Source organism: Stenotrophomonas sp. G4, from assembly GCF_003428825.1.
Taxonomy (GTDB): domain Bacteria; phylum Pseudomonadota; class Gammaproteobacteria; order Xanthomonadales; family Xanthomonadaceae; genus Stenotrophomonas; species Stenotrophomonas indicatrix.
Genome location: NZ_CP031741.1, coordinates 3,676,124 through 3,697,186 on the forward strand (window position 1 = coordinate 3,676,124; position 21,063 = coordinate 3,697,186).

A 21,063-nucleotide genomic window follows, 5' to 3' on the forward strand; every position below is an offset into this window, starting at 1 on the left:
CCCCACCCGCTCTGCAAGGTTCCCCCATGAACTCTCCCACACACCGCAGCGCGCCGCCCAACGGCGCGCGCTGGCTGACCCAGGCGCTGGAGGCCGAGGGTGTCCGTACGCTGTTCGGCTATCCGGGCGGCACCATCATGCCGTTCTACGACGCGCTGGTGGATTCGTCGCTGAAGCACATCCTGGTGCGCCATGAGCAGGGCGCGGCACTGGCCGCCAACGGCTTTGCGCGCGCCAGTGGCCAGGTCGGCGTCTGCGTGGCGACCTCCGGGCCGGGCGCGTCGAACCTGGTCACCGGCATCGCCGATGCGATGCTCGATTCGGTGCCGATGGTCTGCATCACCGGCCAGGTCGCCACGCCGCTGCTGGGCACCGATGCGTTCCAGGAACTGGACGTGTTCGGCCTGACGATGCCGATCGTCAAGCACAGCTGGCTGGTGCGCAGCGTCGATGACCTGCCGCGCGTGGTGGCCGATGCTTTCCGCATCGCCCGCGAAGGCCGTCCCGGCCCGGTGCTGATCGATCTGCCCAAGGACGTGCAGCTGGCCGATGCCAGCCACCTGCCGGCGCATGTGCCGGCCAATGTGGAACCGCCGCCGGCCCCCGCCGACGCGGCCATCGCCGAGGCCATCGCGGCTCTGGCGGCGGCCGAGAAGCCGGTGGTCTACGCCGGTGGTGGCATCGCCCTGGGCGATGCCGTGCAGGACCTGCGCGAATTCGTCGAAGCCAGCGCCATCCCCACCGTGATGACCCTGCGTGGGCTGGGCGCGCTGCCTCCCCAGCACCCGCAGTCGCTGGGCATGCTGGGCATGCACGGCACCCGCGCGGCGAACATGGCCGTGCAGGAAAGCGATCTGCTGCTGGTGCTGGGTGCGCGCTTCGATGATCGGGCGACCGGCAAGCTGGCCGAGTTCGCACCGTTTGCCCGCGTGGTGCACATCGATGCCGATGCGTACGAGATCTCCAAGCTGCGCAGCGCCGATGTCGCCGTGCCCGGCAACGTCGGCCACGCCATCCGCGCCCTGCGTGCGGCCTTCCCCTCCCCCAAGGCCCACCAGGATGCATGGCGCAAGCGCTGCGCCCAGCATCGCGATCGCTTCGCCGCGCGTTACGACGCACCCGGCCAGCACATCTACGCCCCGGCGCTGCTGAAGCGCCTGAGCGAACTGGCGCCGGCCGATACGGTGGTCGCCTGCGACGTCGGCCAGCACCAGATGTGGGTTGCGCAGCACTGCCGCTTCACTCATCCGCGCAACCACCTGACCAGCGGCGCACTGGGCACGATGGGCTTCGGCCTGCCGGCGGCGATGGGCGCGCAGTTCGCCTGCCCCGAGCGCACGGTGGTGCTGGTGTCCGGCGATGGCAGCTTCATGATGAACGTGCAGGAGCTGGCGACCATCGCCCGCTGCCGCCTGCCGGTGAAGATCATCCTGCTGGACAACAGTTCGCTGGGCATGGTGCGGCAGTGGCAGGAACTGTTCTTTGCCGAGCGTTACAGCGAGATCGACCTGTCCGACAACCCGGACTTCGTCGCCCTGGCCAAGGTGTTCGGCATCGCGGCCACGCGCATCGACGCACGTGATGACGTCGAAGGTGGCCTGGCCGCGCTGCTGGCCGAACCCGGCCCGGCCCTGCTGCACGTGGCCATCGATGCACGCGCGAACGTGTGGCCGCTGGTACCGCCCAATACCGCCAACAGCACCATGCTGGAAAGCAACCCTGCACATGCACGCCAGGAGATCCCCAATGCAATACCGGCTTGACCTGGTGCTGCAACCGGCCGAGGGCGCGCTGCTGCGCGTGATCGGCATGGCCGAACGCCGCGGTTTCGCGCCGCGCGCGATCACCGGTGCGCCGGTGGCCGCCGATGATGGCCGTTGGCACCTGCAACTGGTGGTGGACAGCCAGCGCCCGCCGGAAACGCTGTGCCGGCAGATGGAAAAGATCTACGACTGCGTTTCGGTGCAGATGACCGCACTGGAAGGAGCATCCGCATGAACGCCCGTACCGTATGCAACACGGTGCCGGTACGGAGGCGTCTTCTTCGCCGCCCGTGCCCGCATGCGGTGGTCGGCAACACCCTGCTGGTGGCCCATGCCGGCCGCTGACACCAGCAAGGAAAGCGACGGCGGCGACGTAACCGTTGCCGACGTACTGGCCGCGCAGGCCCGCCTGCGCCGCTTCCTGCCGCCTACGCCGCTGCATCATGCCGAGCGCTTCGGCACCTGGCTGAAGCTGGAAAACCTGCAGCGCACCGGCTCGTACAAGGTGCGCGGCGCGCTGAATGCCCTGCTGGCCGCCCGCGAACGTGGCGATGCCCGGCCGGTGATCTGCGCCTCGGCCGGCAACCACGCCCAGGGCGTGGCCTGGGCCGCCTATCGCCTGGATGTGCCGGCCATCACCGTGATGCCGCATGGCGCACCGGCCACCAAGATCGCTGGCGTCGCCCATTGGGGTGCAACGGTGCGCCAGCACGGCAACAGCTATGACGAGGCCTATGCGTTCGCCGTCGAACTGGCGCAGCGCCACGGCTACCGATTCCTGTCCGCCTTCGACGATGCCGATGTCATCGCCGGCCAGGGCACCGTCGGCATCGAGCTGGCCGCACACGCGCCGGACGTGGTGATCGTACCGATCGGCGGTGGCGGCCTGGCATCCGGCGTCGCCCTGGCGCTGAAGTCGCAGGGCGTGCGCATCGTCGGCGCGCAGGTCGAGGGGGTCGATTCGATGGCCCGCGCGATCCGCGGCGACGTGCGCGAGATCAATCCCGTGCCGTCGCTGGCCGATGGCGTGCGGGTGAAGATCCCCGGTTTCCTGACCCGCCGCCTGTGTACCTCGTTGCTGGACGACGTGGTGATCGTGCGCGAAGCCGAGCTGCGCGAGACCCTGGTGCGGCTGGCACTGGAAGAACACATCATCGCCGAAGGCGCCGGTGCGCTGGCACTGGCTGCCGGCCGTCGCGTCGCCGGGCGCCGCAAGTGCGCGGTCGTCTCCGGCGGCAACATCGATGCCGGCGTGCTCGCCGGCCTGCTCACCGACATCCGTCCACGCCCGCCACGCAAGCCGCGCCGGCGCCGGGCAGAAACCCCGCGCTCGCCCGGCAAGGCGACCGCCACCGCTTTTCCCACGCCTTCCCCTTCCCCCCTGCAAGCCGTCGCACCCGCTGTCGAGGAGATTTCCCTGTGACCACCATCGAACGAATTACCACCCCGCGCATCCGCATCTTCGACACCACCCTGCGTGACGGCGAGCAGTCCCCCGGCTGCAGCATGAGCCCGCCGCAGAAGCTGGTGATGGCGCGTGCGCTGGACGAACTGGGCGTGGACATCATCGAGACCGGCTTCCCGGCCAGCTCGCAGTCCGACCGCGAAGCGATGGCCCTGATCGGCCGCGAACTGCGCCGCCCGAGCCTGAGCTTGGCGGTGCTGTCGCGCTGCCTGCAGGCCGACATCGAAACCTCGGCGCGTGCGCTGGAAGCCGCTGCCAACCCGCGCCTGCATGTGTTCCTGTCGACCAGCCCGCTGCACCGTGAGCACAAGCTGCGGATGACCCGCGAGCAGGTACTGGAATCAGTACGCAGGCACGTAGCGCTGGCCCGCTCCTACATCGATGACGTGGAGTTCTCCGCCGAGGACGCCACCCGCACCGAACTGGACTACCTGATCGAGGTCTCGCGCGTGGCGATCGCTGCCGGCGCCACCACCATCAACCTGCCCGACACCGTCGGCTTCACCACGCCGGAAGAGATCCGCACGATGTTCCAGCAGGTCATCGCTGGCGTCGCCGATGTGCCGAACGCAGCCAACGTGATCTTCAGCGCCCACTGCCACAACGATCTGGGCCTGGCGGTGGCCAACTCGCTGGCCGCCATCGAAGGCGGCGCGCGCCAGGTCGAATGCACCGTCAACGGCATCGGTGAGCGCGCCGGCAACTGCTCGCTGGAAGAGATCGCGATGGTGCTGAAGGTGCGCCAGGCTTTCTACGAGCAGGACACCGCCATCGATACCCCGCGCATCGTCGGCACCTCGCAGCTGCTGCAGCGCCTGGTCGGCATGCCGGTACAGCGCAACAAGGCCATCGTGGGTGCCAATGCCTTCGCCCATGAGTCGGGCATCCACCAGCACGGCATGCTGCGCCACCGCGGCACCTACGAAATCATGCGTCCGGAGGACGTGGGCTGGGAAGATTCGCAGATGGTGCTGGGCCGCCACAGTGGCCGCGCCGCCGTCGAAGCACGCCTGCGCGCACTGGGCTTCTGGCTGGAAGAAGACGAGCTGAAGCTGGTGTTCGAGCAGTTCAAGGGGCTGTGCGAGCAGCAGCGTGTTGTCACCGACGCTGACCTGCAGACGCTGATGCAGGGCGGCTCCAATGCCCAGGGCTACCGTCTGGCTTCAATGACCATCAGCGATGTCGGCAGCCGTGCCAACGCGCTGGTCGAACTGTCCGACCCGGACGGCAACCGCGTGGCCGAGACCGCGCAGGGCGACGGCCCGGTCGATGCGCTGTTCGGCGCGTTGTCGGCCGCCACCGGCGTGCAGCTGATGCTGGACAGCTACCACGTGCACAGCGTCGGCATCGGCGCCGATGCGCGTGGCGAGGCCAACCTGAGCGTGCGCCACGAGGGCGTGGAGTACGACGGCACCGGTACCAGCAAGGACATCATCGAAGCATCCGCGCTGGCCTGGCTGGACGTGGCCAACCGCCTGCTGCGCCAGCGCCAGGCCAACGCCGGCATCAGTACTGAATCACCTGCCACCGCCACCGCCTGAGGAAAGTGAGATGAGCGCCTTCGACACCGCAACCACCACCAGCAGCGCTGGCCAGCAGTGGAATGCCCAGGACTATGCGATCGATGCCGGCTTCGTGCCGACCCTCGGTGGCGCCGTAGCGCGCCTGCTCGATGCGCGTGCCGGCGAGCGCATTCTCGACCTGGGTTGTGGCGATGGCGTGCTCACCACCGAACTGGCCCTCAGCGGCGCACATATGCAGGGCGTCGATGCCTCGCCGGAAATGGTGATCGCCGCGCGTGCGCGGGGCGTCGATGCGCAGGTGATGGATGGCCACGCCCTGGCCTTCGACGGTGCGTTCGATGCGGTGTTCAGCAACGCAGCCCTGCATTGGATGCCCGACCCGGATCGCGTGCTGGAGGGCGTGCGCCGCGCCCTGCGCCCCGGCGGCCGCTTCGTCGCCGAGTTCGGCGGCCATGGCAACGTGGCCACGATCGTTGCTGCCGTGCAGGCCGCGCGCGTGGCCCATGGTCATGGCGCCAGCGCATTCCACTGGTACTTCCCCACCGCCGATGCCTACGCAGACCGCCTGCGCCAGCATGGCTTCCAGGTGCAGCTGATCGAATGCCTGCCGCGTCCGACCGCGCTGCCGACCGGCGTTGCCGGCTGGCTGCGGGTGTTCGCCGCTCCACTGCTGGACGACCTGCCGGCCGAGGTGCGCGCCACGGTGCGCGATGCCGCCACGGCCCTGCTGGCCGACCTGCCGCGCAATGCCGCCGGCCAGCCGCTGGCCGACTACGTGCGCCTGCGCGTGCTCGCGCGGCGCCGCTGACCCGCTCCTGTTACTTTCTCTTCGATGCCCGTTACTCCGTACTCCTGCCAGGCAAACGCATGACTTCCGCACCCCGCACCCTGTACGACAAACTGTGGGACGCCCACGTGGTGGTTCCAGAAACCGACAGCGCGCCCGCCGTGCTGTACATCGACCTGCACCTGATCCATGAAGTGACCTCGCCGCAGGCCTTCACCGAGCTGCGCGAGCGTGGCCTGAGGCCGCGCCGTCCGGATCGGACCAAGGCCACGATGGACCATTCCACGCCAACCCTGCCGGCCACCGCCGACGGCACGCTGCCCTATGCCAGTGCCGCCTCCGAAGCACAGGTCGCGATGCTGGCACGCAACTGCGCCGAGCACGGCATCGAACTGTTCGACATGGCCTCGGACAACCGCGGCATCGTCCACGTGATCGCACCGGAACAGGGCTTCACCCAGCCGGGCATGACCATTGTCTGCGGCGACAGCCACACCTCCACCCACGGCGCATTCGGGTCGCTGGCCTTCGGCATCGGCACCAGCGAAGTCGGCCATGTGCTGGCCACGCAGTGCCTGCTGCAGCGCAAGGCGAAGACGCTGGCGATCACCGTCGATGGCAAGCTCGCGCCGGGCATCGGCGCCAAGGACGTGGTCCTGCACATCATCGGCGTGATCGGCGTCAATGGTGGCACCGGGCACGTGATCGAGTTCCGCGGCAGCACCATCGAAGCGATGGACATGGAACAGCGCATGACCCTGTGCAACATGTCCATCGAAGCCGGTGCACGCGCCGGCATGGTCGCTCCCGACCAGGTGACGTTCGACTTCGTTGCCAATACGCCACGTGGCCCCAAGGGCGCCGACTTCGACGCTGCCGTTGCCCGCTGGACGCAGCTGCGCAGCGATGAAGGCGCGCGCTTCGACAGCGAGGTGCACATCGATGCCGCCGATATCCGCCCGACCCTGACCTGGGGCACGCACCCCGGCACCGCCATCGCGGTGGATGCGCCGATCCCGGCGGCCAACGATGCCGCCGCGCAGAAGGGCCTGGATTACATGCACTTCCGGGCGGGACAGACGCTGGCCGGCACGCCGGTGGACGTGGTGTTCGTCGGCTCCTGCACCAATGGCCGGCTGAGCGACATGCGCGAAGTGGCACAGGTGCTGCGCGGCCGTCGCGTCGCCGAGCGCGTGCGCATGCTGGTGGTGCCTGGTTCTGAAATCGTCAAGCGCCAGGCCGAGGCCGAAGGCATCCATGAGATCGTGCGCGCGGCCGGTGCCGAATGGCGGGAACCGGGCTGTTCGATGTGCATCGCCATGAATGGCGACCTGGTCGCCCCCGGCCAACTGGCGGTCAGCACCAGCAACCGCAATTTCGAAGGCCGCCAGGGCCCGGGCTCTCGCACGCTGCTGGCCTCGCCGATGAGTGCTGCCTGGGCCGCGGTGCAGGGCCACGTCGCCGATGCCCGTGAGCTGTTCGCCCAGGAGGTGGCCTGATGAGCGGCTTCCGCACCCTGAGCTCGGCCAGCGTGGTGCTGCGCCAGACCAACATCGACACCGACCAGATCATTCCGGCGCGGTTCCTGTCCACCACCGAACGTGCTGGCCTGGGCCGCAATGCGTTCAACGACTGGCGCTGGCAGGCCGATGGCTCGCCCGTGGCGGACTTCGCCTTCAACCAACCGCACAACGCCGGCCGCAGCATCCTGCTGGCCGGGCGCAACTTCGGCTGCGGCTCATCGCGCGAACACGCGCCGTGGGCACTGACCGATCTCGGCCTGCGTGCCATCGTCAGCAGCGAGATCGCCGACATCTTCCGCGGCAATTCGCTGAAGAACGGCCTGCTGCCGATCGTACTGGACGAGGCCGACGTGCAGCTGCTGATGCAGCGCCCGGACGATGAGCTGACCATCGACGTTGCGGCGCGCGAGCTGCGCACGCCCGATGGCCGCGTCTACTCTTTCCCGTTGGACGGCTTCTCGCAGACCTGCCTGCTGGAAGGCGTCGATCAACTGGGGTATCTGTTGGGCCGTGTCCCTGAAATCGAACGTTACGAGAGTGAGCATGCACGCTGAAATTGTTGTTCTGCCCGGTGATGGCATCGGCCCGGAAGTGGCCGCCGCCGCCGTCGCCGTTCTGAACGCCGTCGCCAAGCGCTTCAACCACACCTTCACCTTCAGCGAGCACGACATCGGTGGCATCGCCATCGACCGCCACGGCGAACCGCTGCCGGCGCCGACCCTGGCCGCCTGCCAAGCGGCCAACGCTGTGCTGCTGGGCGCCGTGGGCGGGCCGAAGTGGTCCGACCCGAACGCCAAGGTGCGCCCGGAGCAGGGCCTGCTGGCGATCCGCAAGGCGCTGGGCCTGTATGCCAACCTGCGTCCGGTGCGCACCCATGAAGCCGCGCTGCACGCCTCGCCGATCAAGGCCGAGCTGCTGCAGGGCGTGGACTTCGTGGTGGTGCGCGAGCTGACCGGCGGCATCTACTTCGGCGACAAGACCCGCGATGCCGACAGCGCCAGCGATCTGTGCCGCTATACCGTGGCCGAGATCGAGCGTGTGCTGCGCAGTGCCTTCCGGCTGGCGCAGCAGCGTCGCGGCAAGGTCACGTCGGTGGACAAGGCCAACGTGCTGGAAACCTCACGCCTGTGGCGCGACGTGGCCGCGCGCATCGGCCGCGAGGAATTCCCGGACGTCGCGCTGGAACACCAGTTGGTCGATTCGATGGCGATGCATCTGCTGGCCAAGCCGCGCGAGTACGACGTGATCGTGACCGAGAACATGTTCGGCGACATCCTCACCGATGAGGCTTCGATGCTGGCCGGTTCGCTGGGCCTGCTGCCATCGGCATCGCTGGGCGAGCCGGGTGCGGTGGGCATCTACGAGCCGATCCACGGCTCGGCACCGGACATCGCCGGCAAGGGCATCGCCAACCCGTACGCGACGATCTTCAGCGCGGCGATGCTGCTGCGCCATTCGCTGCGGCTGGAAGACGAAGCAGCAGCAGTGGAAGCGGCAGTGCACGCGGTGCTGGACGATGGCGTTTTCACCGCAGACCTGGCCGCCAAGGGCCACGCGGTGAGCACGGCGACGGCCACCGACGCGGTGCTGGCCAAACTGGGATGAGTGATCGGGGTACCGGACGGCGTCCGGTACCCGTTCTCTCTGCGCATCCCGCACTGACTCACTCAGTGCGGGATGTTCGCGCTCTGCGGATCGCTCGCGGCCGCGCGCATCTGCGAGCTGCTGCATCCGGTCAGGACAGTGCCGTCGTCAGCTCTGGCCACCACGCGTTCATGGATTCGGATGCTGCCTGAAGGCAAGCCGCTGCGCGACGCTTCGCGTTGCCAGACCTGCACGCCGGCCTGCTGGTGAGCCGTTGTCAGACCGGCATCGAGCAACACGCTTGCGACGTTGATTCTGCCAAGGTCTGCAGCGATCAGGCCGGCCGGTGCGGCCAGTACCTTGTCGGTGGTGATTCCCTGGATCTGCAGCGGCGTCTGCAGTTCGATCTGGAAGACGGGAAGCACCGTGCCGTTGATCGCATGCGTGCGTGCCGACACTGCGTGCACCTCTGCCGGCCATTCGCTCTGCGGCTGTTCCATCATCTGCTGCAGCAAGCGCCCGACGCGGCGCAGGGCCGCATCGTCGGCACGGCACTCGATGGCCGCTGCAAGGTCATTGGCATCTGCACGCTGCTGCCGATCCAGTGGCAACGTTCCCTGCGTGCTGGCAGCTGCGGCAGTACATCCCAACCGATAGCCGTCGCCATCGCCATCGCTGCTCACCATGATCGACGTGGCCGACGTGTTGCCATCAACCGATCGTGCGGACCACACCCGGAAGGGTTCACGCAGCGTGCTCGACTGCAGCTGCAGGCCGTGGCGTGCAACGATACGATCACGCGCTGCAGCGTCGATGGCAATGGACAACCCCTGCGCGCCTGCGAAAACGCGCTGGGTCCGGACGCCCTGCGCGGTCAACGGCACCGGCATATCGATGATCGTCACCGAAGCAGCGTCGGCGTCTCCGGCCTGCTCGAAATGCCAGTCACGCAGATGCAACGGGCGACCGGCCGGATCGCCGTAGCGTGCCGCCCGCAGGGTGCTGGCGACGGTCTGCCGGGTATCTGCACTGGCACGGCATTCGAGCACGGCGAGCAGGTTCTGCTGGAAGCGCAGGGCCTCGGTCTGAGCCGGCTCTGCATCGGCATGACCGCAGCAGGCAACCAGCATCAGCACGCAAGCGCGGATCGTGCGAGGGAACATGCAGGCGCTCCGGCCCCGGGACAGCCCGCTATTGTGCCCGTGAACGCCCTGATTGGAAGCCAGCAGCATCCACGCATGGCGTGGATGCTGCTGCACGAACCCAAGCCTCGCGTGCCTCTACTTTGTGGTGTAACCACCATTGACCAGGATGGTCTGCCCGGTCATCCACCAACCGTCGGTCACCAGGAAGCGGATCCACGGCACGATGTCGGCGATGTCGGTCAGGCCGGTACGGGTGAATGCCGACAGCGCCGCGGCGGTCTTGTGATACGCCTGCGCATCGGCACTCTCGGCCGGATAGAAGAAGGGCGTATCCATCGGCCCGGGGCCGATCGCGGTCACCGAGATTCCACGTTCGCCAAACTCCTTCGATGCCGCGCGGGTGAAGTGTTCCACCGGCGCCTTGGTGCCCGCGTAGCTGGAATAGAACGGCGTGAACGCGCCCAGCAGCGACGTGACCAGCGTGCAGATGCGGCCGCCGTCGTTGACATGGCGTCCTGCCTCCTTGAGGAAGAAGAAGGCCGTCTTCGCATTGACCGCGCTCATCTGGTCGTACTCCGCTTCGCTGATGTCCAGCATCGGCTTCTTCAGCACTTTGCCGACGGTGTTGATGGCGATGTCGGGGCGACCGACGGCGGCGACCGCGTCGGCGAACAGCCGCTCCATCGCAGCGGCCGAGGTCAGATCGGCCTGCAACGCCACGGCCTTGGCACCTGCGGCCTGCACCGCCGCAACGGTCGCCTCGGCATCGGCCTGGGTGGCGGCGCTGTTGTAGTGGATGACGATGGCCTTGGCGCCCTGTTCGGCGAAGTCGCGGGCGATCAGCCCGCCTAGGTTCTTGGCACCGCCGGCGATCAGCACGGTCTTGCCCTGGATACGGTGGTCGGTCATGGCATCGGTCTCGGGAAGAGGCTGCCGGGCTGGCAACCCTGTGCCGACGACGATATCGTGCAGAAATTGCGGATAAAGACCGCAACATTGACTTAACTTTCCAAAGCGGGCGAACAATGGACCGGATCGAGCGTTTCCGCATCTTTGCCCGGGTGGTGGAGTGCACCAGCTTCACCCGCGCCGCCGACCAGCTCGGCCTGCCCCGCTCCACCGTCTCAGCGGCTGTGGCGGAACTCGAGCAGCGCTTGGGCACGCGCCTGCTGCAGCGCTCCACCCGCAGGGTTTCCACCACCCACGACGGCGACACCTTCTACGTGCGCTGCCTGCGCCTGATCGCCGAGATGGAAGATGCCGAGTCGCTGTTCCGCCAGGACGACGCACAGCCGAGTGGCCTGTTGAAGATCGATGTACCCAGCCGGATCGGCCGCCGCATCATCGCCCCGGCCCTGCCGGACTTCTTCGCACGGCACCCCCAGGTCGAGCTGGAACTGGGCATGACCGATCGCGCGGTGAATCTGATCGAGGACGGCTGCGATGCGGTGCTGAGGGTGGGCCAGCTGGGTGACTCCAGCCTGGTGGCCCGCACGCTGGGCCAGCTGGACTTCGTCAACGTTGCCGCGCCGGCGTACCTGCATGCGCACGGCGTGCCGCAGCATCCTGCCGACCTGCAGCAGCACCGCGCGGTGAACTATGCGTCGCCGACCACGGCGCGGGTGGAGCCGTGGGAATGGCAGGACAGCGACCAGCTGCGCACGCTGCCGATGCCCGGCTGGGTGCGGGTGAACAGCGCCGAGGCGTCGATTGCCTGCTGCGTCGCGGGGTTGGGACTGCTGCAGATTCCACGCTACGACGTGCAGGCCGAACTGCAAACCGGTGCACTGCTGGAAGTGATGCCCCAGTACGCGGGGCAGCCGCTGCCGGTGACCCTGTTGCTGCCGCACCGGCAGCATCGCGCGCAACGTGTGCAGGTGTTCCTGGATTGGCTGGTGCCGCTGCTGCGTGAGCAGCTGCAGTTACAAGGGTGATCGGCCGGGCGGCTGCCCGGCGCCCGCAGAGGCGACTGCAACTACAACTGCAAAAGCCGGAGCGGCTCTGGGTTGTTGCTTGGTTGGCGGGGAGGGGCAGCTGGCGGGACACGCCGCAAGTACGTCCCTGTAGGCTCGGCCACGGCATCCATGCCGTGGACGGTCCCGCCAGCTGCCCCCTCCCCACCTCCGATCATTTCCCGGTGACGGTTGGTGGATCCACGCCATGCGTGGATGAGGTGTATCCGACCCCAACCATCAGCACGCGGCTGTTGCTGTTGCTGTTGCTTTTCGCTCTTCTTCTTTTTCTTCCTGCGGTGCAGGCCACAGGAAACTGTCAGGGGCCGGGTGGGTGGGCTGGGCGGGGGTGTCAGCCGCATGGATGCGGCTGCCAAGCCTACAAGGACGTACTTGCGGCGTCCCCCGAACAGCCCACCCACCCGGCCCAGACCAGCGATCCCGCTTCTGAACCCACCGCAGAGGGGCTCAGCCCGGTGGCCGGGAAACCCGGGCATCACGCCCCGGATTCGTCCGGCTTGACCCGGAACCACGCCGCATACAGCGCCGGCAGGAACACCAGCGTCAGCACCGTACCGACAATCAGGCCACCCATGATCGAGATCGCCATCGAGCCATAGAAAGCGCTGCGCGACAGCGGGATCATCGCCAGCACCGCCGCCAGCGCAGTCAGCACGATCGGGCGGAAACGCCGCACCGTGGCATCGATGATCGAATGCCAGCGGTCATGCCCGGCATCGATGTCCTGCTGGATCTGGTCGATCAGGATCACCGAGTTGCGCATGATCATGCCCGCCAGCGCGATGGTGCCCAACAGCGCCACGAAGCCGAACGGCGCGCGGAACAGCAACAGGAACAGCGTCGCGCCGATGATGCCCAGCGGAGCGGTCACCAGCACCATCGCCGCACGCGAGAAGCTGCGCAGCTGCAGCATCAGCAACGTGGCCACCACGATCAGGAACAGCGGCATGCCGGCCTTGATCGAGTTCTGCCCGCGCGCAGAATCCTCCACCGAGCCGCCGGTCTCCAGCAGGTAGCCGCTGGGCAGGTCGGCACGGATGCCATCCAGGGTCGGCACGATCTGCTGCACCACGTCCAGCGGCTGCATGCCATCGCTGATGTCGGCACGCACGGTCACCGTCGGCAGACGGTTGCGGTGCCAGATGATGCCGTCCTCGAAGGCGTATTCCAGCCGCGCGACCTGCGACAGCGTCACCGCGGTGCCACTGCTGGTCGGAATCGCCAGGCTGCCGAGCAGGTCCAGCTGCGCGCGCTCGTTGTCCGGGCCACGCAGCAGCATCTCGATCTGGCGGTTGCCTTCGCGATAGGTGCTCACGCTCATGCCCGACAACGAGCTGCTGAGGAACTGGCTGACCTGGGCACTGCTGACGCCCAGCGCGCGGGCGCGGTCCTGGTCGATCACCAGCCGCACCACCTTGCTCGGCTCGCTCCAGTCCAGGTTCACGTTCATCACGTGCGGGTTCTCGCGCACCTTGGCCTCGACCTGGCGCGCGATCGCCTGCACCTGCGCGATGTGCTCGCCGGACACGCGCATCTGCACCGGATAACCGACCGGCGGCCCGTTCTCCAAGCGCGTCACCCGCATCTGTACATCCGGGAACTGACTGATCACGTCCTTCAGCATCCAATCGCGGGTCGATTCGCGGGCCTTGGCGTCTTCGGTGAGCACCACGAACTGGGCGAAGTTGGTGGCCGGCAGCTGCTGGTCCAGCGGCAGGTAGAAGCGCGGCGAACCCGTGCCGACGTAGGCCACGTAGTTGCTGATGCCTTCGCGGCCCTTCAGCAGCTTCTCCAGCTTGTCGGCCTGAGCCTGGGTCGCGGCCAGCGACGCACCTTCGGCCAGCTCGATGTCCACCATCAGTTCCGGCCGGGTCGAGTCGGGGAAGAACTGCTGTGGCACGAAGCGGAACAGCATCAACGAACCGATGAACAGTGCAATGGTCGCAGCGATCACCCACCAGCGATGGCGCAGGCAGGTATCCAGGAACGCCCGGAAGCGCGTGTAGAACGGCCGCTGGTACGGATCATGATCGTGCGCATGCTCCTTCGGTGCGATCCAGCGCGCGAGTGACGGATGCCGGTCGGCCCACTGCAGGCGCTTGGCGCGCCAGCGGCCGGCCAAGCTGTCCGGCTTCGGCAGCTGCGGGTTGAACAGGTCCGGCAGCATCTTGTCGCCCAGGTACGGGATGAACAGCACTGCCGCGATCCACGACACCACCAGCGCGATGGTCACCACCTGGAACAGCGAACGGGTGTACTCACCCGTGCTGGATGCCGCCGTGGCGATGGGCAGGAAGCCAGCGGCAGTGATCAGGGTACCGGTCAGCATCGGGAAGGCGGTGGATTCCCAGGCGAAACTGGCCGCGCGCAGGCGGTCGTAGCCCTGCTCCATCTTGGTGGCCATCATCTCCACCGCGATGATCGCATCGTCCACCAGCAGGCCCAGTGCCAGCACCAGTGCACCCAGCGAAATCTTGTGCAGGCCGATATCGAAGTAGTGCATGACGAAGAAGGTCATCGCCAGCACCAACGGGATGGTCACGCCCACCACCAGGCCGGTACGCAGGCCCAGCGAGAAGAAGCTGACCAGCAGCACGATCACCACCGCTTCGGTGAGCACCTGCACGAACTCGCCCACCGACTCTTCCACCGCATGCGGCTGGTCGGACACCTTGCGCAGCTGCATGCCGGCCGGCAGGGTCTTCTGCAGGCGTTCGAACTCGGCATCCAGGGTGGCACCGAGCTTGAGGATGTCTCCGCCGTCCTTCATCGCCACCGCCAGGCCGATCGCATCCTGGCCCATGAAGCGCATCTTCGGCGAGGCCGGATCGGCAAAGCCACGCTTGACCTCGGCGATGTCGCCCAGATGCAGCGTGCGTTCGCCGGCCTGGATCGGGAATCTGCGGATGTCCTCGATCGAATCGAACTGACCGGTCACGCGCAGCTGCACGCGGTCGGTCGGGGTTTCGAAGAAGCTGGTGGCGCTGACCGCGTTCTGGTCGGCCAGCGCCTGCTGCACCTGCTGCAGCGATACGCCCAGCGTGGCCAGCTTGGTGTTGGACAACTCGATCCACACCTTCTCGTCCTGCAGGCCGACCAGGTCGATCTTGCCGACGTCGGGCACGCGCTGCAGCTCCAACTGGATGCGGTCGGCATAGTCGCGCATCACCGCGTAGTCGAAGCCTTCGCCGGTCAACGCATAGATGTTGCCGAAGGTGTCGCCGAACTCATCGTTGTAGAAGGGCCCGACGATCTCCCTCGGCAGCGTCGCGCGGATATCGCCCACGCGCTTGCGCACCTGGTACCACAGGTCCGGAATCTGCTTGGAGCGCAGGCTGTCGCGCGCCATGAAGATCACCTGCGATTCGCCCGGCCGCGAGTACGAACGGATGAATTCGTACTCGCCGGTGTTCATCAGCGCTTTCTCGATCGGCTCGGTCACCTGCCGCGAGACCTGCTCGGCGGTGGCGCCCGGCCACATCGTGCGTACCACCATCGCCTTGAAGGTGAAGGGCGGATCTTCAGACTGGCCCAGGTGCTTGTAGGACCAGGCACCGATGACGGCGAACGCCAGCATCGCGAACAACACCAGCGCACGGTTGCCCAGCGCCCATTCGGAGAGATTGAAGCGGCGCACGGGTCAGTGCCCCTTGCCTGCGGCCGGCGCCGGCTTGGCGGCCGACGGTGCCAGCACCGGGCGGTTCTGGCGGTCGACCGGCGTCACCACCTGGCCTTCGCGCAGCAGATGGCCGCCGGCAGCGACCACCCAGTCCGTCGCGCCCACGCCGGACACGACCGGCACGGCCTGCGCGCCGTAGGCACCCACCTGCACCGGCGTTGCCTTCAATGCACCGTTGGACGGATTGACCACCCACACGCTGGCCTTGCCATCACTGCCGCGCAGCACAGCCGCCAGCGGCAGCTGCAACGCACCACTGCGCCCGGCGCTGGCAAACACCCGCGCACTCTGGCCCAGTTCCACTTCGCTCAGTGCTTCCGGCGCCAGGCTCACGCGCGTGGCATAGGTGCGCGCCTGTGCATCGGCGGCCGGGGCGATCTCGCGCAGGGTGCCCGGCAGCAGCTGGCCCGGACGGTTCCACAGTTCCACCTGTACCGACTGGCCGACCTTGTAGTCGCGGATGCTGCTTTCCGGCAGCGCGATCAGCACCTCACGGCCACCATCGGCGGCCAGGGTGAACACCGTCTGCCCCGCGCTCACGACCTGGCCGGCTTCGGCCTGGCGGCTGGCGATCACCCCATCGGCGGGTGCGCGCAGCTGCGCGTACTCAGCCTGGTTGCGGGCCACGGCGAGGTTGGCCCGGGCCGCGTTGGCCTGGCCCTGCGCGGCCTTGAACGCAGCGGTCTGCTGGTCCAGTGCCGAGCGGCTCACCAGCTGGTCTTCCGCCAGCTTGGCATAGCGCTTCTGGTCATCGCGCGCGCGCACCAGGTCTGCTTCGGCCGCCGCCAGCTGCGCCTGCGACGCCGCCGCCTGCGAGGCGTAGTCGGCCGCATCCAGCTCGGCCAGCAGCTGGCCCTTCTTCACCCGCTCGCCTGCGTCGACGAGGCGCCTGACCAGGTTGCCGCCAACCCGGAACGACAGTGGGCTTTCCTGGCGGGCACGCACCTCGCCGGGGTAGGCGGCCGCGGCCTGTCCATCCTGCGTGGTGGGATGCACCACCAGCACCGGGATGGCCGCCGCCGGCTCGGCGGCCTGCTTGCCGCACGCTGCCAACACCACGACCAGTACGCCTACGCCCAACCAACGCATGTTTTTCATGAGGTACAGGACCTGAAAAGAAATCCGGGGGGGAACGCGCCGGCAACATACTGTTGCAACGCGGACATTAGTGAACCAGCCGGTATAGTATAAATATCGAACCGCTTGGTCTAGTATTAGCGGAATGAGTTCTCCCACTTCCCGAAAGCCGACGGCCAAGCCCGTTGCCAAGGCTGCCGGTCCCGGGCGCCCCAAGGATCTGGGCAAGCGCGCGGCGATACTCGAGGCAGCCAAGACACTGTTCATCGAGCAGGGCTACAGCGGCGTGAGCATGGACAGCATTGCTGCCCAGGCCGGCGTATCGAAGCTGACCGTCTACAGCCATTTCGGCGACAAAGAGACCCTGTTCTCCGAAGCTGTGCAGTCCAAGTGCATCGAGATGCTGCCCGACGCGCTGTTCGTGGCCGACGTCGAAGGCCCTCTGCGTGACCAGTTGCTGGGCATCGGCATGGCGTTCTTCGAGATGATCACCTCCGACGCGGCCCTGTCGATCCAGCGGATGATGATGGCGCCGGAGACCGACGAGCGCCTGCGTGAACTGTTCTGGCAGGCGGGCCCGCAACGCACCTGCGAGGCACTGGCCGACTTCATGCGTTCGCGTGCCGAGCGCGGCGAACTGGATATCCCCGACTGCTACATCGCCGGCCAGCAGTTCCTGACCCTGGTGAAGGGCGAAGTGCACATGCATATGATGTGCGGCATGCCACTGTCCCCCGTCGAGACCGATGCTGCGATACACGTGGCCGCCAGCGTGGATTTCTTCCTGCGCGCCTACGCGCCGCGGGGGGCCGGGAACGCTGGATAACCAAAACTGAACGAACCGGAGGTCGCGATGACTTCCGGCACTGCGACCCCGGCCACCCTGCAGCTGATGCTCTGGGCGCGCCGCCGGCCCCCGGCACCGGTAAAATGGCCGGCCCACTGCGCTGGATTTGAACCTCATGACGATTGATTACGCCCACGCCCGCGAACTGATGGTGGAACAGCAGATCCGTCCCTGGGACGTGCTGGACATCAAGGTGCTCGACGTCCTGGCCCGCCTGCCGCGCGAGGCCTTCGTCGCCGACGCGCACCGGGCGCTGGCCTATGCCGATGTCGAACTGCCGATCGGCAACGGCCAGAAGATGATGAAGCCGGTCATCGAGGGCCGTACCCTGCAGGCACTGGATCTGCAGCCGGGTGACGAAGTGCTGGAAATCGGCACCGGCAGCGGCTTCCTGTCGGCCTGCATCGGCGCGCTGGCGCGCGACGTGCTGAGCCTGGAAATCGATCCGGAACTGGCCGCTGCTGCGCGCGCCCGCCTGGATGCCACCGGCCTGGGCACCAACGTGCGCGTGGAAGTGGCCGATGGCCTGGCCTGGCAGACGGAACGCCGCTTCGACGTGATCTGTGTCACTGGCGCCGTCGACGTGGTGCCGTCACAGTTTGCTTCGTGGTTGCGTCCGGGTGGTCGCCTGTATGTCATCCAGGGCCGTTCGCCGGCAATGGAAGCACTGCTGGTGAAGGCCGATGGCAGCACCGAGTCGCTGTTCGAGACCGATATCGATTACCTGCGTGGTGCCGCCCCGGCCCCCCAGTTCCACCTCTGAGTCCAAGGAAGCCGCAATGATCCGCCGATCCCTCGCTGTTGCGCTGGCCACTGCCCTGCTGCCGTTGTCCGCCCATGCCGCCGACCTGCTGCAGGTCTATGAAATGGCGCGCAATGGTGACCCGCAGCTGTCCGCCGCCGAATCCACCCGGCTGTATGACAAGGAAGGCGCCGTGCAGGCGCGTGCTGCCCTGCTGCCGCAGATCAACGGTACAGCGCAGTTGAACCGCACGCGCAGCGAGCCGAACGCTGACGCCAATTCCGGCTCGTTCACCAGCAAGCGCCGCAGCTATACCGTTGATGGCACCCAGACGCTGTTCAACTGGACCCAGATCAACAACCTGCGTTCGCAGCGCGAGCTGAGCAAGGCGGCGGACTTCACCCTCGACTCGGCCAACGACAACCTGATCGTGCGCACCTCGGCGGCCTACTTCAACGTGCTGGTGGCGATCGAATCGCTGAACGCCGCACAGACCAATGAAGCGGCCGCGAAAAAGCAGTTCGACTTCGCCGACAAGCGCCTGGAAGTGGGCCTGGCGCCGATCACCGACGTGCACGAGGCCCGCGCCCAGTACGACCAGGCGCGCGCCAACACGATCGTTGCGCAGAACACCCTGGCCGACAACTACCAGGCCCTGACCGAACTGACCGGCCAGCCGGTGATGAACCTGAAGGGCCTGCCGGCCGATTTCCGTCCGGAAGTGCCGGCCAACCGCGGCAACCTGGACCAGCTGGTGCAGCAGGCGACCACGCAGAATCCGGCGCTGAAGGCGCAGGAGCTGAAGGTCGGTGCCGCCGAAGCCAGCGTGCAGGCCGCCCGTGGTGGTCACTACCCGACCCTGTCGCTGGGCGGCAGCTGGGGCAAGAGCGCAACCTGGGGCGACAGCGTCGGTGCCGGTTCGCTCTCCCCCGATGCACGCACCAACAGCATCGGCCTGACCCTGAGCGTGCCGATCTTCTCCGGCGGCGCCACCCAGTCCGGCGTACGCCAGGCGCTGGCCCAGCGTGACATCGCCCAGGACGGTTTCGAGCAGCAGAAGCGCGCACTGGACCGCAACACCCGCAATGCCTACCAGACCCTGGTGCAGGGCATCAGCGAAGTGGAAGCGCGCCGTTTGGCCGTGGTTTCCGCGCAGAGCGCCTACGATGCCTCGCAGGTTGGCCTGGAAGTGGGTACCCGCACCGTGCTGGACGTGATCCAGAACCAGCGCATCCTGTTCTCCGCACAGCTGGATTACGCGCAGGCCCGCTACAACTTCCTGCAGAACCGCCTGCTGCTGAGCCAAGCCGTGGGTGGCCTGGATGTCGCCGAACTGCAGGACATCAACCGCCTGCTGACCCAGGACGCGGGCAACCCGGCGACGACCACGAACTGAGTCGGCGCGACCGGCCTGACCAGGAAGCCACCCGCGAGGGTGGCTTTTTTTGTGGATTGCAGATGGCCTGCGGTGTGTGAGGCGCTAGCGCGAACGTCCGGCGCGCCGACGCAACAGGACGCCTGCCAACACGACCGCCAGCACCACCAGCACCGGTACGAACAGCCGCGACGTGACTGCCGGCAACAGGCACAGTGCGGTCGCCATAGGGGCGAGCACCATCGGCATCAGCCGCCGATCATCCGCATCCGTCGCCCGCCAATGACTGCGCGCAACGCCCAGGCATACGGCAGCCAGGACCAGCAGACCTGCGGGCCCCGGCAGCTGTGGAAGCCACCCCTCCGGCAGCGACAGCGCCAACGCCGCCGACAGCACGGTCAGCGCCAGCAGCAGAGGCGCACCGGTGCCCACTTCGCCGGACTTCGGCGGCCAGACTTCCCCCCCCAACCGCGCGGCCAACAGCAGCAGTACCAACTGCAGGGCCGCCAGCCCCGCGCCGCCGCCAACGGCAACAGTGGCAGCAACCACTGCAGCTGCGGGACACCCTGCAACGCCACCGACAGCGGCCGCGTGCTGGCCAACGCGGCAAACTCGACGAGGCCCGACTGCAGCGCAGCCAATACCATCAGCCACAACATCGCCATCAGCACCGCTGCGCCGGCGGCTCTGGAAACCTGCGCACGAGGGCGCGGCACCCGCCCGCAGAACCCTGCCAGCAGGCCTGCACCGAGCAGGACACCCAGCAACGCCACGCCCGCCGCCAGCACGCCCCCCAGCCCGAAGCGATAGGGCGCGGTAGCCGATGGCAGCCACGGAATCCAATGCGCGTAGTGCACATGGCGTGCTGCCAGCAACAACAGCAGCAGGCCCACGCCCAGCTTCACCGTCAACAGTGCACTGGCCAGCAACAGCGCGCGCGGCGTCCGCAGCACTGCAGTGGCAGCTCCCAGCAGCAGCACCAGGATCGCCGCCGCCAGCGGCAAGGGCAGCCACTGCGCGGGAGTGGCGTCGATGACCTCCGCAGCAGCGTACAGATGGCGCGCCGTCGATTGCGCCAGCCCTGCGAGGGTCGCCGTCAGTTCCAGCAGCAGGGCTATCACCAGTACATCGGCAAGCAGCCTGCCCCAGGCGGCACGGAGCAGGCCGTGCAGACCCGAAGCATCCGGCACGCGCCGCATCGCCATGCGCAGGCAATACAGCATCGGTACTGCGCCCAACGCCGCCAGCAACAGGCTGAGCACTATGGCGGGGCCCGCCTGTGCCGCCGTGTGCTGGCCGACCAGGGCGACAACGCTGCCGCCCATCAGCAGGGTCAGCGCCACCACCAGCAGATGGTCGGTGCCCAGCCTCCCGGTCTTCGCGCTGGCGTGCAGCGCGTCTCCGTTCTCGCCGCTCATTCAAAGCTCCCTTGATGCCGCCCAAGCGTGGTCGACAACAGGCTGGCAGCCTGACGCGGCAGGCGGAATCGGAATCTGCGCCATACGAACGATGATGTGACAGCTTGCACGCCGTGGACGGCGGTAGCGGTCCAACTACGACAGATTCAACATCATCAAGCA

At 67.5% G+C, this 21,063-nt stretch carries 16 protein-coding genes and 1 pseudogene; 12 read left to right on the forward strand and 5 right to left on the reverse strand.

The window, feature by feature from the left end; genetic code table 11:
• Nucleotides 1-26 precede the first annotated feature (26 nt).
• From ilvG to leuB, 8 genes are all read left to right on the forward strand, one after another.
• Nucleotides 27-1,763: an acetolactate synthase 2 catalytic subunit gene (ilvG, locus tag D0Y85_RS16845; RefSeq protein ID WP_059065039.1), complete on the forward strand. Its 1,737-nt coding sequence runs from the start codon at nucleotides 27-29 to the stop codon at nucleotides 1,761-1,763.
• On the forward strand, nucleotides 1,747-1,998 hold the full coding sequence (locus D0Y85_RS16850; RefSeq protein WP_025874150.1) for an ACT domain-containing protein: 252 nt from the start codon (nucleotides 1,747-1,749) through the stop codon (nucleotides 1,996-1,998). The genes ilvG and D0Y85_RS16850 overlap by 17 nt, the downstream gene beginning before the upstream one ends.
• A 96-nt stretch (nucleotides 1,999-2,094) precedes the next feature.
• Nucleotides 2,095-3,186, forward strand: a complete 1,092-nt coding sequence (locus D0Y85_RS16855; RefSeq protein WP_117311334.1) for a threonine dehydratase — start codon at nucleotides 2,095-2,097, stop codon at nucleotides 3,184-3,186.
• A complete protein-coding gene (locus D0Y85_RS16860; RefSeq protein ID WP_025874148.1) occupies nucleotides 3,183-4,769 on the forward strand; it encodes a 2-isopropylmalate synthase in 1,587 nt (528 codons plus the stop codon). Before D0Y85_RS16855 ends, D0Y85_RS16860 begins: the two co-directional genes overlap by 4 nt.
• A 10-nt stretch (nucleotides 4,770-4,779) precedes the next feature.
• A complete protein-coding gene (locus tag D0Y85_RS16865; protein ID WP_117311335.1) occupies nucleotides 4,780-5,559 on the forward strand; it encodes a class I SAM-dependent methyltransferase in 780 nt (259 codons plus the stop codon).
• Nucleotides 5,560-5,618: 59 nt separating this feature from the next.
• The gene (gene leuC / locus D0Y85_RS16870) at nucleotides 5,619-7,037 is read left to right on the forward strand and encodes a 3-isopropylmalate dehydratase large subunit (protein WP_117311336.1); all 1,419 of its coding nucleotides are present in this window, start codon (nucleotides 5,619-5,621) and stop codon (nucleotides 7,035-7,037) included.
• Complete coding sequence (gene leuD / locus D0Y85_RS16875; protein ID WP_032977269.1) at nucleotides 7,037-7,615, forward strand: 3-isopropylmalate dehydratase small subunit; 579 nt, start codon at nucleotides 7,037-7,039, stop codon at nucleotides 7,613-7,615. Before leuC ends, leuD begins: the two co-directional genes overlap by 1 nt.
• Complete coding sequence (gene leuB / locus D0Y85_RS16880) at nucleotides 7,605-8,666, forward strand: 3-isopropylmalate dehydrogenase (protein ID WP_117311337.1); 1,062 nt, start codon at nucleotides 7,605-7,607, stop codon at nucleotides 8,664-8,666. Before leuD ends, leuB begins: the two co-directional genes overlap by 11 nt.
• Before the next feature lie 62 nt (nucleotides 8,667-8,728).
• Here the strand turns inward: leuB and D0Y85_RS16885 are convergent, their stop codons facing one another.
• Both D0Y85_RS16885 and D0Y85_RS16890 read right to left on the reverse strand, forming a co-directional pair.
• Nucleotides 8,729-9,808: a hypothetical protein gene (locus D0Y85_RS16885; protein WP_117311338.1), complete on the reverse strand. Its 1,080-nt coding sequence runs from the start codon at nucleotides 9,806-9,808 to the stop codon at nucleotides 8,729-8,731.
• A gap of 117 nt (nucleotides 9,809-9,925) precedes the next feature.
• Nucleotides 9,926-10,699, reverse strand: coding sequence for an SDR family oxidoreductase (locus D0Y85_RS16890; RefSeq protein WP_049465737.1), 774 nt, complete (start codon nucleotides 10,697-10,699; stop codon nucleotides 9,926-9,928).
• Between the two features lie 116 nt (nucleotides 10,700-10,815).
• Between D0Y85_RS16890 and D0Y85_RS16895 the strand changes: the two genes are divergently transcribed.
• Entirely contained in the window at nucleotides 10,816-11,724 is a 909-nt protein-coding gene (locus tag D0Y85_RS16895; RefSeq protein ID WP_117311339.1) for a LysR family transcriptional regulator, read from the forward strand.
• A 514-nt stretch (nucleotides 11,725-12,238) separates the two neighbouring features.
• Here the strand turns inward: D0Y85_RS16895 and D0Y85_RS16900 are convergent.
• Together D0Y85_RS16900 and D0Y85_RS16905 are read right to left on the reverse strand one after the other, a co-directional pair.
• Entirely contained in the window at nucleotides 12,239-15,400 is a 3,162-nt protein-coding gene (locus D0Y85_RS16900; protein WP_099589991.1) for an efflux RND transporter permease subunit, read from the reverse strand.
• 3 nt (nucleotides 15,401-15,403) lie between these two features.
• On the reverse strand, nucleotides 15,404-16,540 hold the full coding sequence (locus D0Y85_RS16905; protein ID WP_117311340.1) for an efflux RND transporter periplasmic adaptor subunit: 1,137 nt from the start codon (nucleotides 16,538-16,540) through the stop codon (nucleotides 15,404-15,406).
• Nucleotides 16,541-16,664: 124 nt separating this feature from the next.
• On the opposite strand from D0Y85_RS16905, the gene D0Y85_RS16910 reads away from it, so the two are divergent.
• The 3 genes from D0Y85_RS16910 (at nucleotide 16,665) to D0Y85_RS16920 (ending at nucleotide 19,504) form a co-directional block, all read left to right on the forward strand.
• Nucleotides 16,665-17,345: a TetR/AcrR family transcriptional regulator gene (locus D0Y85_RS16910; protein WP_117311341.1), complete on the forward strand. Its 681-nt coding sequence runs from the start codon at nucleotides 16,665-16,667 to the stop codon at nucleotides 17,343-17,345.
• Nucleotides 17,346-17,481: 136 nt separating this feature from the next.
• Entirely contained in the window at nucleotides 17,482-18,129 is a 648-nt protein-coding gene (locus D0Y85_RS16915; protein WP_032975442.1) for a protein-L-isoaspartate O-methyltransferase, read from the forward strand.
• 16 nt (nucleotides 18,130-18,145) lie between these two features.
• On the forward strand, nucleotides 18,146-19,504 hold the full coding sequence (locus tag D0Y85_RS16920) for a TolC family outer membrane protein (RefSeq protein WP_117311342.1): 1,359 nt from the start codon (nucleotides 18,146-18,148) through the stop codon (nucleotides 19,502-19,504).
• Nucleotides 19,505-19,678: 174 nt separating this feature from the next.
• Here D0Y85_RS16920 and D0Y85_RS16925 read toward each other — a convergent pair.
• Nucleotides 19,679-20,808: pseudogene (locus D0Y85_RS16925) on the reverse strand (amino acid transporter); the annotation flags it as partial.
• Nucleotides 20,809-21,063 lie beyond the last annotated feature (255 nt).

Excerpts from the sequence above, each read along its gene's own strand:
- D0Y85_RS16915 (WP_032975442.1), top strand. The coding sequence starts at position 17,482 with ATGACGATTGATTACGCCCACGCCCGCGAACTGATGGTGGAACAGCAG.
- D0Y85_RS16850 (WP_025874150.1), top strand. The coding sequence starts at position 1,747 with ATGCAATACCGGCTTGACCTGGTGCTGCAACCGGCCGAGGGCGCGCTG.
- leuC (WP_117311336.1), top strand. The coding sequence starts at position 5,619 with ATGACTTCCGCACCCCGCACCCTGTACGACAAACTGTGGGACGCCCAC.
- D0Y85_RS16855 (WP_117311334.1), top strand. The coding sequence starts at position 2,095 with ATGCCGGCCGCTGACACCAGCAAGGAAAGCGACGGCGGCGACGTAACC.
- D0Y85_RS16895 (WP_117311339.1), top strand. The coding sequence starts at position 10,816 with ATGGACCGGATCGAGCGTTTCCGCATCTTTGCCCGGGTGGTGGAGTGC.
- D0Y85_RS16885 (WP_117311338.1), bottom strand. The coding sequence starts at position 9,808 with ATGTTCCCTCGCACGATCCGCGCTTGCGTGCTGATGCTGGTTGCCTGC.
- D0Y85_RS16905 (WP_117311340.1), bottom strand. The coding sequence starts at position 16,540 with ATGAAAAACATGCGTTGGTTGGGCGTAGGCGTACTGGTCGTGGTGTTG.
- leuD (WP_032977269.1), top strand. The coding sequence starts at position 7,037 with ATGAGCGGCTTCCGCACCCTGAGCTCGGCCAGCGTGGTGCTGCGCCAG.
- D0Y85_RS16865 (WP_117311335.1), top strand. The coding sequence starts at position 4,780 with ATGAGCGCCTTCGACACCGCAACCACCACCAGCAGCGCTGGCCAGCAG.
- D0Y85_RS16890 (WP_049465737.1), bottom strand. The coding sequence starts at position 10,699 with ATGACCGACCACCGTATCCAGGGCAAGACCGTGCTGATCGCCGGCGGT.
- D0Y85_RS16920 (WP_117311342.1), top strand. The coding sequence starts at position 18,146 with ATGATCCGCCGATCCCTCGCTGTTGCGCTGGCCACTGCCCTGCTGCCG.
- D0Y85_RS16910 (WP_117311341.1), top strand. The coding sequence starts at position 16,665 with ATGAGTTCTCCCACTTCCCGAAAGCCGACGGCCAAGCCCGTTGCCAAG.
- leuB (WP_117311337.1), top strand. The coding sequence starts at position 7,605 with ATGCACGCTGAAATTGTTGTTCTGCCCGGTGATGGCATCGGCCCGGAA.
- ilvG (WP_059065039.1), top strand. The coding sequence starts at position 27 with ATGAACTCTCCCACACACCGCAGCGCGCCGCCCAACGGCGCGCGCTGG.